We start from the raw sequence: 13,737 nt of genomic DNA on the forward strand, positions 1-13,737 counted from the left end.
ATTGAGCAGTGTGACCAACGAAACCCTCGCCGATCGCACCGACGAGCAGTGGCAACCCGATGTTCTCGGCACCGCCTATCAACAGCGGACCCTCCCGCTCGGTATCGACCCCGACGGCGAGGGCGAAGTGGTGGCCACACTCGTGCGCTATCAGCCCGATGCCGCGGCACCGTCGGTCGAGCCGACCGTGCTCTACGTGCACGGGTTCACCGACTACTTCTTCCAGGAGCACCTGGCCGAGCACTTCGCGGCCCGCGGACACCGCTTCTATGCGCTCGACCTGCGCAAATGCGGTCGGTCACGGCGGGAGGGGCAGAGCGCGCACTACGTCAGCGACCTGGCGTTCTACGACGACGAGCTGAACGAGGCGCTGCGGATCGCGCGCGAGGAGACCGGCAACGATGTGCTGATCGTCGCGCATTCGACCGGCGGCTTGATCGTGCCGTTGTGGCTGGACCGGCTCGAGACGGCCGGTGGCGCCGCAGCGGCGGGTGTTGTCGGCGTGGTGCTCAACAGCCCCTGGTTCGACCTGCAGGGGCCGTCGTTCTACCGCACGATCGGCACTCCGGTGATCAACACGGTCGGCAGGTTCCGCGCCTTCGCCCAGCTGCCCGCGGGCATCAACACCGCGTACGGCGACAGCCTGCACACCAGCCGCTCGGGTGAGTGGGATTACAACCTGGACTGGAAACCGCTCAGCGGTGAACCGGTGCGGCTGGGCTGGCTGCGGGCCGTCCGCCGAGGACACGCGCGCCTGCACCAGGGCTTGACCATCGGCGTGCCCGCGCTCATCCTGCGCTCACGGATCACCAAGTTCGCCCGCGCGCACTCCCCCGCCGTCGACGTGGCCGATGCCGTGCTCGATGTGAAGCAGATCCAGCGCTGGGCGGGCTGCCTGGGCGAACGCACCTCGATCGTCCCGATCGACGGCGCTCGCCACGACGTATTCCTGTCGTCGGAAGCCGTGCGCGCCAACGCATTCCAGGAAACCGACAACTGGCTCGACTGGTTGGCGGCCTACCGCAAGTCTTGATCCGGACGACACCGGGCTCCGACGCACCACGTCGGAGCCCGGTGATCTCGGTCGGCGGCTACCAGAGGCTGGTGCGCAACACGATCTCGGTGGCGAATTCGTGACCGGCTTCGGTGGCGATGTTGTGGACCTCCAGGGGAACGACCCGGAATTCGCCGTAGACATAGCGGCCGGAGGCGTCGGCGGTGGCACGGGGCAGGCTCTTGGTGACCAGCATCGTTACGGGCAGCTCCAGCGGCGGACAGGACGCGTCGGGGACGCGGCCGTCGGCATCGGGAACAGCCGGGTGCCCGTGATCGGCGACGACCAGGCTCATGAAACGCCCGAACCGGCCTGCGCACACCCGCCAGGCCAACTCCGCGCCCGACCCGCGCCCCGCGACGTTCACGTAGGGCATGTCGAGTTCGTCGAGAATCGTGAGCACGCCCGCCGGGTCGAGCCCCTCGGTCGACTCCACGACGATGGTCTGTAAATCGGACTCGTGTAGCCGCGTGCACACCGTGTCGAACACATCGGCAGGGTCGTCCGCATCGGGAAGCAGCAGCACATTGTGTCGCGAGGAAGGTCCGTCGACCCGCACCGTCCTGGCCTGGTCACCGACCGTGATCTGCCGAGATTTCATGCCGGGTTACGGTACACGGCCGGACTGAACAACGCGGACGGTTCCGGCGCGCCCTGCCGATCTCCACACCCCCGTGTACTGGGCTTTCACTGTCCGCGATGCCGAAATTGCCAAACCTGTCACAACGCCGTCCCCGCCGCTGTGAGGAGACCGGCCGCACAGCGGGTGATCCGCGCGAGCACGGGTCACCCCGGACGACGGCGGCCGAACCGATCGGTCGGCGACCGGTCGCGCTCGGACGCCTCGTTCCGATGTGTGCTAACCGCGCGCGACCTCGGTCGCCCACCGATAGTCGGCCTTGCCGGCAGGGGTGCGCTTGATCTCGACGACGGTGCTCATCGCACGCGGCACCTTGTATCCCGCCAACGACGTTCGGCAGTGCCGCTGGACCTCGTCGAGCGTCAGTGCCGGCGCGTCCGGATAGGTGGCGATCACCGCGGCCACCTTCTGCCCCATGCGCTCGTCGGGTACCGGGACGACGAGCGCGTCAGCGATCGACGGATGGGCGTGCAGCACCGCCTCGACCTCTTCGGCGAACACCTTCTCGCCGCCGGTATTGATGCATTGCGAACCCCGCCCGAGGAACACGATGGTGCCGTCGGCTTCGATACGTCCCATGTCACCGAGGATCGACATCCGCGTGCCGTCGACGCGGGTACGGAAGGTGCGGGCGGACTTGTCCTCGTCCTTGTAGTAGCCGAGCGGAACGTTGCCGACGCGGGCGATGTACCCGATCTGGTCGCTGCCCGGCGCAATGTCGACGAGGTCCTCGTCGACGAGCAGCATCGTCGATGACGACGGCATGCGCAGATTGCCCTGCTCGTCGACGGTGAAGGCGCCGTCGTTGCCGGATTCGGAGGCCCCGAAGTTGTCCCGCAGCAGCAGATCCGGCTTGACCGCCAACATCCGTTCGCGCACCCCGACCGACCAGATCGCGCCACCGGAGGTGATCGAGAACAGTGAGCTCAGGTCGATCTGGCCCTGACGGCGTTCCATCTCGTCGACCAGCGGTAGCCCCATGCCGTCACCGACGATGAGGATCACCTGGATTCGCTCCCGCTCGATCTCCTCGACCACGCGTCGCGAGTCGAAGTCGCGCATGAGCACCACACGGGCGCCGAGCGTGAAGAACGTGAACAGCGAATACAGGGCCGCACCGTGCATGAGCGGCGCGGCGACCAAGAAGGACAGCTCCGGAAACTCCTTCGCGGCGGCGGCGATCTCGGCGAGGTCGGCGCGCGGGTCGGTGCCGTAGGGATTTCCGCCGGAGAGCGGCTTGCGGAAGAAGTCGTCGTGGCGCCACATCACGCCCTTCGGGTATCCGGTGGTGCCACCGGTGTAGAGCACGTACAGCTCGTCTCCCGTACGAGGCGCGAACTGTAGTGCGGCAGCAGGCTTTTCGTGTTCGGTGAAAGAAGCAACAGTGACGGATCGAGCGGCCGCCGCGGCGCGCAGCTCGTCGTCGAGCTCACCGATCACGATCACCGTGCGGATCAGCGGGCATGCCGCGAGGAGCTCCGCCAGCGTTCGCTGGTGTTCCGGCAGTTCGACGATCACGGCGGCCGAGTCGGAATTCGTGAAGATGTACTCGAGTTCGGCGGGCGTGTAGCGGTAGTTGACGTTGATCGGCACCGCGCGGATCTTGATCAGGCCGAGGATGGCATGGACGTGCTCGACGCTGTTCTTGAGGAACAACGCGACGTGATCACCTGCCCCGACGCCCGCCTGCGACAGCATCGCCGCCACCGTGTTCGCCTCGCTGTCGAGCTGGGCGTAGGTGACGTTCTCACCCTCATAGGTCAGCGCGACACGGTCGGGAACGGCCGCGGCCACCGTTTCGAAGACGTCCGCCAGATTGAACTGCACATTCACTCCCGTAGACCATCGGCGTCGACTACACACCGCCGTGAACACGTTCTACTTCTCGGCCGACGCTGACATGATCAGGTCTTGATGATCTCGACCTGGACTCCAGCAATCGGTGTCGCCAATGGTAGAACAGGTTACAAAACAGTGGTGCCGTATCGGCGTACGCGCCACAGCGGCGCCGTGTGGACGGTGCGGCGAGACGGGCCGCACACCACCGCGTCCACGGCTGCCGGGGCCAGGGTCACCGAGAGGTTCGGATGACCGGGACGTCGGCCGGGGCGCCGTCACGGATCAGCCGATCCAGCGCCGCGAGGTCGACGTGTCGCTCGACGAGGTCGGCGAGTAGATCGAGTTGCGCGGACCTGACGGCCGCCACCGAGGTGTCGGGGGCGACGGTGAAGCCGGTACGTCCGGCTCGGGCGGCGACTTCGGTGAGCCAGGTGCGGCGGAACTCGTCGGATTCGAGGAGCCCGTGGACGTGGGTGCCCCAGATCGCCGCTCGCGCGCTGCCTTCATCGCCGCCCTCGATGGTCAGCCAGGCGGGGTCGGCGGTGCGGGTGACCCGGCCGTGATGGATCTCGTAGCCGTGCAAGGGAATCGAGCCCGCCACGCCGGTCACCTGACGGGCGATCTTGGGGTCCGCGAATTCGATGTCGAGGTCGAGGAGTCCGAGGCCGTCCGCCACCGTTGGCCGCGTGGTCGCCAGGGACTCGATACCGATGTGATCGGGTGCCGCTGTGGGCGCCGGTGATTGCGCGGCCCGGTGCTCGACGCCGTCGACGATGCGTCGGCCGAGCATCTGGTAGCCGCCGCAGATGCCGAGGATGGGGCGACCCGCCGCGGCGCGGGAGCGGAGGGCTTCGCCTATCCCGTTGGCGCGCAACCACTCCAGATCCGAAATGGTCGCTTTCGAACCCGGCACGACGACGAGGTCGGCGGAGGCCAGTTGGTGGGGACTGTCGGCCCAGCGAACCGCTACGCCGGGTTCGCACGCGAGGGCTTCGATGTCGGTGGAGTTGGAGATTCGTGGCAGGCGGATGGCGGCCACGGTGAGCCAGTCGGTGCCGTGCGGCGGGCCGGGGCGACCGACGGGGGCACCGGAGATGGTGCCGAGGGAGTCTTCGGCGTCGAGCCAGAGGTCCTCGGCGAACGGGAGGACGCCGAGGGTGGGGCGGCCGGTCAGGGTGGCGAGCTGGTCGAGGCCGGGTTGCAGCAGGGACACGTCACCGCGGAACTTGTTGATGATGAAGCCCGAGATCAGTTGCTGGTCCTCGGGTTCCAGGACGGCGACGGTGCCGAACAGGTGCGCGAGGACGCCGCCTCGATCGATATCGCCGACCACCAGGACCGGAATATCGGCGGCGCGCGCCAATCCCATGTTCGCGAGATCGGTGGCCCGGAGATTGATTTCGGCCGGTGAGCCCGCGCCCTCACAGATCACCACGTCGAATTCGTCACGTAACGAGGCCAACTCGGCCGCGACGACTTCGCGCAACTCCTGCCGCCGGGTGAAATAGTCACGCGCGCCGACAGTTCCGACAGCCTTGCCGCGAACCACCAATTGCGAACGGCGATCACTTCCGGGCTTCAACAGCACCGGATTGAACCGCACGCTCGGCTCCAACCCACACGCCCGCGCCTGCAACGCCTGCGCGCGCCCGATCTCCCCGCCGTCGAGCGTGACGACCGAGTTGTTCGACATGTTCTGCGCCTTGAACGGCGCCACCCGCACCCCACGCCGCGCCAGCATGCGGCAGATACCCGCCACCACAACGCTTTTCCCGGCGTCGGAGGTGGTACCCGCGATGAGCAGCGCCCCGCGCAGCGCTACGTCGGCCTGGTCAGCGCGAGCGCCCGCCGGATTCACGGCAGGGTCAGGATTTCCGCGCCTGTCTCGGTGACGACCAGTGTGTGCTCGAACTGAGCCGTCCACTTGCGGTCCTGGGTGACCACGGTCCAGCCGTCGTCCCAGATGTCGTAGTCGATGCCGCCGAGGTTGATCATCGGCTCGATGGTGAAGGTCATGCCGGGCTCGATCACCGACTCGATGTTGGGCTGGTCGTAGTGCAGCACCACCAGGCCGCTGTGGAAGGTGGGGCCGACGCCGTGGCCGGTGAAGTCGCGCACCACGCCGTAGCCGAAGCGGTTGGCGTAGGCCTCGATGACGCGACCGACCACGTTCAGGGCACGACCCGGCTTGACCGCCTTGATCGCGCGGTTGGTGGCCTCCTCGGTGCGCTCGACGAGCAGGCGCACCTCCTCGTCGACATCGCCGGCCAGGAAGGTCTTGTTGGTGTCGCCGTGCACGCCGTGGATGAAGGCGGTGACGTCGATATTGACGATGTCGCCGTCTTCGACCACCGTCGAGTCGGGGATGCCGTGGCAGATGACCTCGTTGAGCGAGGTGCAGCAGGACTTGGGAAAACCCTTGTAGCCCAGCGTGGAGGGGTAGGCGCCGTGGTCGCACATGTACTCGTGGGCGATCCGGTCGAGCTCGTCGGTGGTGACCCCGGGCACCACGGCCTTGCCCGCTTCTTCGAGCGCCTGCGCCGCGATCTTGCCCGCGATCCGCATCTTCTCGATGGTCTCGGCGGTCTGCACCCAGGGCTCGTTGCCCTCGTTCGCGGTCTTCTTCCAGGCGTATTCGGGCCGCTCGATGGAGCGGGGAACTTCCCGGATCGGCGACTGGGTGCCGGGAACTAGTGGCTGGCGGGTGCGCACGGACATAAGGGCAGTGTATCTATGCCCGCAGATCTCCGTGCGTCACAGCCCGTGCACTCGGCGGCCATGCCGCGACGGCCGGGGATGTGTTGTGTGTCAGGCCACAGGCTCCAGCCTGACGATGATGCCCTTCGACGTCGGCGTGTTGCTGACGTCGGCCACGCTGTCGAGCGGGACCAGCACATTGGTCTCCGGGTAGTAAGCGGCCGCCGAACCACGACTGGCCGGATATCCCACGGCGACGAATTTCTCCGCCCGCCGCTCGGTGCCGTCGTGCCAGATGCTCACGATGTCGACCAGCGCACCGTCGGCGATCCCCCGCTCGGCGAGGTCGTCGGGGTTGACCATCACCACCCGTCGGGCGTTGTGGATGCCCCGATAGCGATCGTTGCCCGCGTACGGAATCGTGTTCCACTGATCGTGGGATCGAAGCGATTGCAGCACAAGGTATCCCGGCGGCGCGTCGATCATGTCGAAGTCGTTGCGGGTGAACTCGGCCCTACCGCTCGCGGTGCGGTAGATGCCCTTGTTGACCGGATTGACCAGCAGCATCCCGCCCGGCGCGGTGACCCGTTCGTTGAAGTTCTCGAAGCCGGGCACGACCCGGGAGATCCGGTCGCGCACGGTGCTGTAGTCGGCGACGAATTCCTCCCACGGAATCGTGGACTCCGCCCCCAGTGTGCTGCGCGCCAGCCGGGAGATGATCGCGACCTCGCTGAGCAGGCCCGGTGCAGCCGGGTCGAGCCGCCCTCGCGACGTGCGCACCTGGCTCATCGAATCCTCGACCGTATAGAACTGCTCGCCGGTGGCCTGGACATCGCGATCGCTGCGGCCCAGCGTGGGCAGAATCAGTGCCGTCTCGCCGCAGACCGTGTGGGAGCGGTTGAGTTTGGTGGAGATCTGCACGGTCAGCGAGCACTGCCGCAGGGCCGCCTCGGTGACCTCGCTGTCGGGCGTGGCCCGCACGAAATTGCCTGCGACACCGACGAATACCTTCGCCTTGCCGTCGCGCATGGCACGGATGGAACCGACCGCGTCCAGCCCGTGGGCCGCGGGCGGGGTGAAGTCGAACTCCGTGCCGAGCGCGTCCAGGAACGACTGCGGCACCCGCTCCCAGATGCCCATGGTGCGGTCGCCCTGAACATTGCTGTGCCCACGGACCGGGCACACCCCCGCCCCCGGACGCCCGAGGTTGCCCCGCAGCAGCTGGAAGTCGACGATCTCGCGGATGGTCGGCACGCCGTGCTTGTGCTGGGTCAGACCCATCGCCCAGCACACGATGATCTTCTCGCTGGCGAGCACCTGCCGGTGGACGGCTTCGATCTCCGCGCGTGTCAGTCCGGTCGCAGTGAGCGCGTGGTCCCAGCTCAGCGTCCTCGCATGCTCGGCGAAGGCGTCGAAGCCGGTGGTGTGCGCGGCGATGAACTCGTGGTCGAGCACCGTGCCCGGCGCCGCGTCCTCGGCGTCGAGGAGCAGCTTGTTCAGCATCTGGAACAGGGCGAGGTCGCCGCCGGGACGGATCTTGAGGAAGATATCGGCGATCTCGGTGCCGCGGCCGATCACCCCGCGCGCCTTCTGCGGGTTCTTGAACCGGATCAGCCCGGCCTCGGGCAGCGGGTTCACCGCCACGATCGTGCCGCCGTTGCGTTTGGTCTGTTCCAACGCCGTCAGCATGCGCGGATGGTTCGTGCCGGGGTTCTGGCCGACGACGAAGATCAGGTCGGCCTCGTAGATGTCCTCCAGCGACACGGTGCCCTTGCCGACGCCGATGGTCTGGTTCAGCGCGGAACCGCTCGACTCGTGGCACAGGTTCGAGCAGTCGGGCAGGTTGTTGGTGCCGTAGGAGCGGGCGAACAGTTGCAGCAGGAACGCGGCCTCGTTGTTGAGTCGTCCCGAGGTGTAGAACAGGGCCTCGTCGGGGGTGGCGAGGCCGCGCAGCTCGCGGGCCATCAGGTCGAAGGCGTCGTCCCAGTCGATGGGCTCGTAGTGGGTGGCGCCGGGACGTTTCACCATCGGCTCGGTGAGCCTGCCCTGCTGGTTGAGCCAGTAATCGGACATGGTGTCGAGCTCGGCGACGGGATGATCGGCGAAGAACTGCCTGGTGACCCGACGCGTGGTGGCCTCGTCGTTGACGTGCTTGGCGCCGTTTTCGCAGTACTCGTTGCGGTGCCGATGCTTCGGCTCGGGCCACGCGCAACCGGGACAGTCGAAGCCGTCGGTCTGATTGATGTTCAGCAGGGTGAGCGCGGTGCGGACCGGGGAGTTCTGCGAGAGCGAGTACTCGATCGCGTGCGCCACCGCCGGAACGCCGACCGCCCAGGTCTTGGGCGGGGTCACGCTCAGATCATCTTCCGGGTCCTCGATCGAGGTCATGTGTCAGCTTCTTCTCAGTTCCGCGGCACCGCGCGTTCGGCATATCCGGCAAAGGCTTCTCACATTGTCCACCCTTGTCAACGCGGAAAGCCCGATCACCTGAGAGATCTCGGTCATCGGGCTTCCGTTCGGTCCTGAGCCGACTCAGTCCGGTGCCGGGTCGAACACGCTGCTGCCGTAGACGTCCTCCTCGGTGAGGGTGATGAGGTCGGACTTGCCCAGCGGCCGGTCGAGCGCGACCAATCTGCGGGCCTGCCGCAGACGGCAGCGTTCGATGGCATTGCGCACGCTGCGCGCGTTCGAGAACCGGGGCTGCTCCATGCGGAGCGTGAGGTACTCGGCGAACGCCTTGTGCGCGTCGTCGTCGAAGGCGAAGCCTTCCGACTCCACCATCAGTCCCGCGATCTGGGTCAGCTCCGCGTGGTCGTAGTCGGCGAACGTGAGGTGGTGCGGTACCCGCGAACTGAGGCCGGGGTTGGCGGCGAAGAAGGTCGCCATCCGGTCGGGGTAGCCGGCGAAGATCACCACCAGATCGCCGCGCTCGTTCTCCATCTCGGTGAGCAGGATCTCGATGACCTCCTGCCCGTAGTCGCGCTCGTTCTCCGGCCGGAACAGGTAGTAGGCCTCGTCGATGAACAGCACTCCCCCGGCCGCGCGGGCGATCGCCTCCTTGGTCTTGGGCGCGGTGTGGCCGATGAACTGGCCGACCAGGTCGTCGCGGGTGACGGTGTGCACGCGCGGCGCCCTGATGTAGTCGAGCGCATGCAGGATGGCCGCCATCCGCAGGGCGACCGTGGTCTTGCCGGTGCCGGGACCGCCGGTGAAGCTCATGTGCAACGTGGGTCGCGTGGTGGTGAGCCCGAACCGGCGGCGCGCCCGGTCGACCTGGAGCAGCGAGGCGATCTCGCGGACCCGGCGCTTGACCGCGGCCAAGCCGACCAGCTCGGCGTCGAGTGCGGCCAGGGTGTCGCTCACCCTGGCCGCGGCCTCGTCGGCCGAGAGATCGAGCACCTCGTCGTCGCCCAGAATCGCAGGCTCGTGCGTCTGGTCCTCGACTGCCGTGGTCTGCGCCGAACCGCCTGCCGACGGCCGGTGGAACCCGAATCTCTTTGGTGTGTCCATCAGTTCACTCGCCCGCGTACCGATCGCCGGACGGACGGGCGGTGGCGTAGGACTTCACCGAATACCGCTGGGTGCGGTCGGGGCCCTCGACGCGTTCGAGCAGGAAGCCGGGCTCGTGCGCCGGTCGCTGGACGAGGAACGACATCGCGGTGGACTGCCTGCCCAGGGCCGCGTCGTAGGCCAGCAGCCGGATGTAGTGCTGTGGGAAGGTGGCCCGGCAGTCGTTGAGCTGGGCGAGCACGCCGTCGGGTTCGGCCAGGTCGAACATCGGCAGCCCCCACATCTCCCAGTACACATTGCGCGGGTGCGGGTCGTCGGTGTACTCCAGCGAGACCGGCCAGCCGTGATCGAGGGCGTATTTCACCTGGGCCGCGATCTCGTCGTCGGTGAGATCGGGCAGGTAGGAGAAGGTTCCGTAGCGAAGTTTCATCAGATGCTCCCTGTCAGATCGAGGGCACCGGAGTCGCCACCACATCGGGCGCGTCGGTGCTGGTGTAGTCGAAGGTGATGTCGCCCCAGGTGTCGAGCGCGGCCTGCAGCGGCGCGCAGTGCTTGGCGGCGTTGCGCAGCACGCCGGGCCCCTCGAGCAGCAGATCGCGACCTTCGTTGCGCGCCTTGACCATGGCCTCGAGCGCGACCCGGTTGGCCTCGGCGCCCGCGGCGATGCCGTAGGGGTGGCCGATGGTGCCGCCGCCGAACTGCAGGATCACGTCGTCGCCGAACAGGTCGAGCAACTGGTGCATCTGGCCGGCGTGGATGCCGCCGGAGGCCACCGGCATGACGCCCGGCATCGAGATCCAGTCCTGATCGAAGAAGATGCCGTTGCCGAGATTGCGGGGAACATCGTTGTCGCGCAACGTGTCGTAGAAGCCACGGGTGGTGGCCGGGTCGCCCTCGAGCTTGCCGACGACGGTGCCCGCGTGCACGTGGTCCACGCCCATCAACCGCGACCACTTCCCGATCACCCGGAAGCTCACGCCGTGGGTCTTCTGCCGCGTGTATGTGGAGTGCCCGGCCCGGTGCAGGTGCAGCAGCAGCCCGTTCTCGCGCGCCCAGTGCGCCATCGACTGGATGGCGGTGTAGCCGATGGTGAGGTCGATCATCACCACCACGCTGCCGATCTCCTTGGCGAAGTCGGCCCGCCGGTACATCTCCTCCATGGTTCCGGCGGTGACATTGAGGTAATGGCCCTTGATCTCGCCGGTTTCGGCCATCGCCCGGTTCACCCCCTCCATCGCGTAGAGGAAGCGGTCACGCCAGCGCATGAAGGGCTGGGAGTTGATGTTCTCGTCGTCCTTGGTGAAGTCGAGGCCGCCGCGACAGGCCTCGTAGACCACGCGCCCGTAGTTGCGGGCCGACAGGCCGAGCTTGGGCTTGATCGTGGCGCCGAGCAGCGGACGACCGTACTTGTTGAGCATCTCCCGTTCCATGACGATGCCGTGGGCGGGGCCCTGGAAGGTCTTGGTGTAGGCGACGGGGATGCGCATGTCTTCCAGGCGCAGGGCTTTGAGCGGCTTGAATCCGAAGACGTTGCCGATGATCGAGGAGGTCAGGTTCGCGATGGAGCCTTCCTCGAAAAGGTCGATGTCGTAGGCGATATAGGCGAAGTACTCACCGGGCCTGCCGGGAACTTCGTCGACCTGGTACGCCTTGGCCTGGTAGTGGCTGTTGGCGGTGAGACGGTCGGTCCACACCACCGTCCAGGTGGCGGTGGACGATTCGCCCGCGACCGCGGCCGCGGCCTCGATGGGGTCGACGCCGTCCTGCGGGGTGACGCGGAAGACGGCGAGAACGTCGGTGTCCTTGGGAACGTAATCGGGATTCCAGTAACCCATTCCGGCGTAACTCTGTACACCCGGATCCCAACGCTCTTTCGTCGCCGGGCCCTCGTTCTCGATCATCGTCATCGCCGTTCCTCTCGGGTCACGCCTACGAAGCTCTCTCAGTGTGTGGCGAGGACTGTTCAACGACAATGGAATCTTTGCTGACCATTGTTAAGGCATAATTGAACGATGTTCGCCAGCCCCGACCTGCCCTCTGCCGCCACCTGGGGTCGGCTGCGCACCTTTCTGGCCGTGTACGAGACCGGCAGCGTGCGCGCCGCGGCCGAGACCTTGCACGTGACGCCACCGGCGGTGTCGGCCGCGATCGCCGCGCTGGAAGACGCCTTGGGCACCAGGCTGTTCGGGAAGTCCGGCCGCGGCATCGTCGCGACGGATTCGGGCGAGATCTTCGCCGGATATGTGCGCAGACTGCTCGGCCTGCTCGCCGAAGCGGCGGGGGCGGTGCACGATGCCGACCGTGGGCGGGTGCGGATCGGCGCGGTCGCGACGGCCAGTGAGTACGTGCTCCCGGTGCTGATGGCCACGTTCGCCCGAGCCCATCCGCATGTCGAGTTGTCGCTGTCGGTGCTCACGCGCGGCGAGCTGTTCGCCCGTGCCGCCGACCACGTCTTCGATATCGCCCTGGCCGGTCGGCCGCCGCGCGGGTCGGGGCTGGTCACCGCCGCCCAGCGGGCGAACCGGCTGCTCGTGGTCGGACGGCCCGGCCTGGTCGGCGACCCGCTCACCACGCCCTGGTTGCTCACCGGGATCGGCTCGGGCACCCGCGATACCGCACTGTCGTTGCTGAGCCGGTTGCAGGCCGCGCCGCCGCTGCTCACCCTCGGCACCTCGGGCGCCGCGGTAGCCGCCGCGCGGGAAGGGCTCGGGGTCACGCTGGTGCACGAGGAAGCGGCGCGCGAGCAGCTGGCTTCCGGGGAACTCGTCTCCTACGGCGTGGCGGGAACACCCCTCGATCGGCCGTGGCACGTGTGCACGACCCCGGAACCGACCTCGGCGACCCGGTTGTTCGTGGCCCATCTGTGCGATCCGGAGCAGGTCGGCGCCGCCGCATTTCACACCCGCTCTCGCCCGAAGGGGTGAGGACGGCGTGCGCGGGGCGCCCACATGCTGTTCGTCATGACGACACTCCCCGCCACCGCCCTCGCCGACGTCGCCCAGCAGCTCACCAGCGGCGGCCGCGGCATTCTCGCCGCCGACGAGTCGATCAAGACCATGTCCTCGCGCCTGGAACAGGAGGGTGTTCCCGCGAGCGCGACCGCCCGTCGCGACTATCGCGAACTGCTGCTCACCACCGGCGGCCTGTCGGCATCGATCAGCGGAATCATCCTGTGCGACGAGACATTCGGTCAGGATCTCGCCGACGGACGCCCGTTTCCGATCGCGGCGCGCGAACTCGGCATCCTGCCCGGCATCAAAGTCGACACCGGCCCTACCGCACTGCCCGGGCACGGTGGCGCGCTGATCACCGAAGGGCTCGACGGACTCGGCGCGCGACTGGCCTCCTACGCCGATCGCGGGGCCGCGTTCGCCAAGTGGCGGGCGGTATTCGACGTGCACACGATCACCCCCTACGCCGCCGGCGCCAACGGGCACGCGCTGGCCCGCTACGCGGCGCTGTGTCAGCAGCACGGCATCGTCCCGATCGTCGAGCCCGAGGTGCTGTGCACCGGTGACCACGACCTGGCGGCCTCGGAGAAGGCGACTCGTCTCGCCCTGAGCGCGGTGTTCACCGAACTCGTCGACGCCGGGGTGGATCTCACCGGCATCGTGCTCAAGCCGAACTTCGTCACCCCCGGCCTGGACGCCGCACCAGTCCCGTCCGCCGAGGTCGCGGCTGCCACCTACACGGTGTTGCGCGAGCTGGTGCCCGCCGACGTGGCAGGGATCGCCTTCCTCTCCGGTGGGCATCCGACTGCGCGGGTATGCGCGTTCCTGAGCGAACTCGCGACCGTCGACGAGCGGCCCTGGCCTGTGACATTCTCCTTCGGACGAGCGCTCGTGAGCGCGGCCCTGCACACTTGGGGTGGATCAGTGACCGAAGTTGGCGCAGCACAACAGGTTCTGCTCGAAAACTGCCGCGACGCCGCCGAGGCCGCCGGGCACGCCGGGTAGGTGGGCTTGCCGAGCGCTCGGTGCGCGCGGCCGCAACGCGC

General features: G+C 67.6%; 11 protein-coding genes. 3 read left to right on the forward strand and 8 right to left on the reverse strand.

The window, feature by feature from the left end; genetic code table 11:
* Window positions 1–10 precede the first annotated feature (10 nt).
* Window positions 11–1,033, forward strand: coding sequence for an alpha/beta hydrolase (locus QX204_RS22355; RefSeq protein ID WP_301902029.1), 1,023 nt, complete (start codon window positions 11–13; stop codon window positions 1,031–1,033).
* Window positions 1,034–1,091: 58 nt separating this feature from the next.
* Here the strand turns inward: QX204_RS22355 and QX204_RS22360 are convergent, their stop codons facing one another.
* The 8 genes from QX204_RS22360 to QX204_RS22395 form a co-directional block, all read right to left on the reverse strand.
* On the reverse strand, window positions 1,092–1,655 hold the full coding sequence (locus QX204_RS22360) for an alpha/beta hydrolase (protein ID WP_301902030.1): 564 nt from the start codon (window positions 1,653–1,655) through the stop codon (window positions 1,092–1,094).
* Between the two features lie 258 nt (window positions 1,656–1,913).
* Complete coding sequence (locus tag QX204_RS22365; protein WP_301902031.1) at window positions 1,914–3,521, reverse strand: AMP-binding protein; 1,608 nt, start codon at window positions 3,519–3,521, stop codon at window positions 1,914–1,916.
* Between the two features lie 244 nt (window positions 3,522–3,765).
* On the reverse strand, window positions 3,766–5,349 hold the full coding sequence (locus QX204_RS22370) for a cobyric acid synthase (protein ID WP_301908076.1): 1,584 nt from the start codon (window positions 5,347–5,349) through the stop codon (window positions 3,766–3,768).
* 38 nt (window positions 5,350–5,387) lie between these two features.
* Window positions 5,388–6,251: a type I methionyl aminopeptidase gene (gene map, locus QX204_RS22375; protein WP_301902033.1), complete on the reverse strand. Its 864-nt coding sequence runs from the start codon at window positions 6,249–6,251 to the stop codon at window positions 5,388–5,390.
* 90 nt (window positions 6,252–6,341) lie between these two features.
* Complete coding sequence (locus tag QX204_RS22380) at window positions 6,342–8,618, reverse strand: FdhF/YdeP family oxidoreductase (RefSeq protein WP_301902034.1); 2,277 nt, start codon at window positions 8,616–8,618, stop codon at window positions 6,342–6,344.
* Window positions 8,619–8,762: 144 nt separating this feature from the next.
* Window positions 8,763–9,740, reverse strand: coding sequence for an AAA family ATPase (locus tag QX204_RS22385; RefSeq protein WP_301902036.1), 978 nt, complete (start codon window positions 9,738–9,740; stop codon window positions 8,763–8,765).
* A 4-nt stretch (window positions 9,741–9,744) separates the two neighbouring features.
* On the reverse strand, window positions 9,745–10,170 hold the full coding sequence (locus QX204_RS22390; RefSeq protein ID WP_301902038.1) for a ribulose bisphosphate carboxylase small subunit: 426 nt from the start codon (window positions 10,168–10,170) through the stop codon (window positions 9,745–9,747).
* A 13-nt stretch (window positions 10,171–10,183) separates the two neighbouring features.
* Window positions 10,184–11,641, reverse strand: coding sequence for a form I ribulose bisphosphate carboxylase large subunit (locus QX204_RS22395; RefSeq protein ID WP_357212832.1), 1,458 nt, complete (start codon window positions 11,639–11,641; stop codon window positions 10,184–10,186).
* A gap of 111 nt (window positions 11,642–11,752) precedes the next feature.
* Here QX204_RS22395 and QX204_RS22400 point away from each other — a divergent pair, with 111 nt between their 5' ends.
* Both QX204_RS22400 and QX204_RS22405 read left to right on the forward strand, forming a co-directional pair.
* On the forward strand, window positions 11,753–12,664 hold the full coding sequence (locus tag QX204_RS22400; protein WP_301902042.1) for a LysR family transcriptional regulator: 912 nt from the start codon (window positions 11,753–11,755) through the stop codon (window positions 12,662–12,664).
* Window positions 12,665–12,700: 36 nt separating this feature from the next.
* Entirely contained in the window at window positions 12,701–13,696 is a 996-nt protein-coding gene (locus QX204_RS22405; protein ID WP_301902043.1) for a class I fructose-bisphosphate aldolase, read from the forward strand.
* Window positions 13,697–13,737: the final 41 nt, after the last annotated feature.

This window comes from Nocardia sp. PE-7 (genome assembly GCF_030486425.1).
Lineage (GTDB): Bacteria > Actinomycetota > Actinomycetes > Mycobacteriales > Mycobacteriaceae > Nocardia > Nocardia salmonicida_A.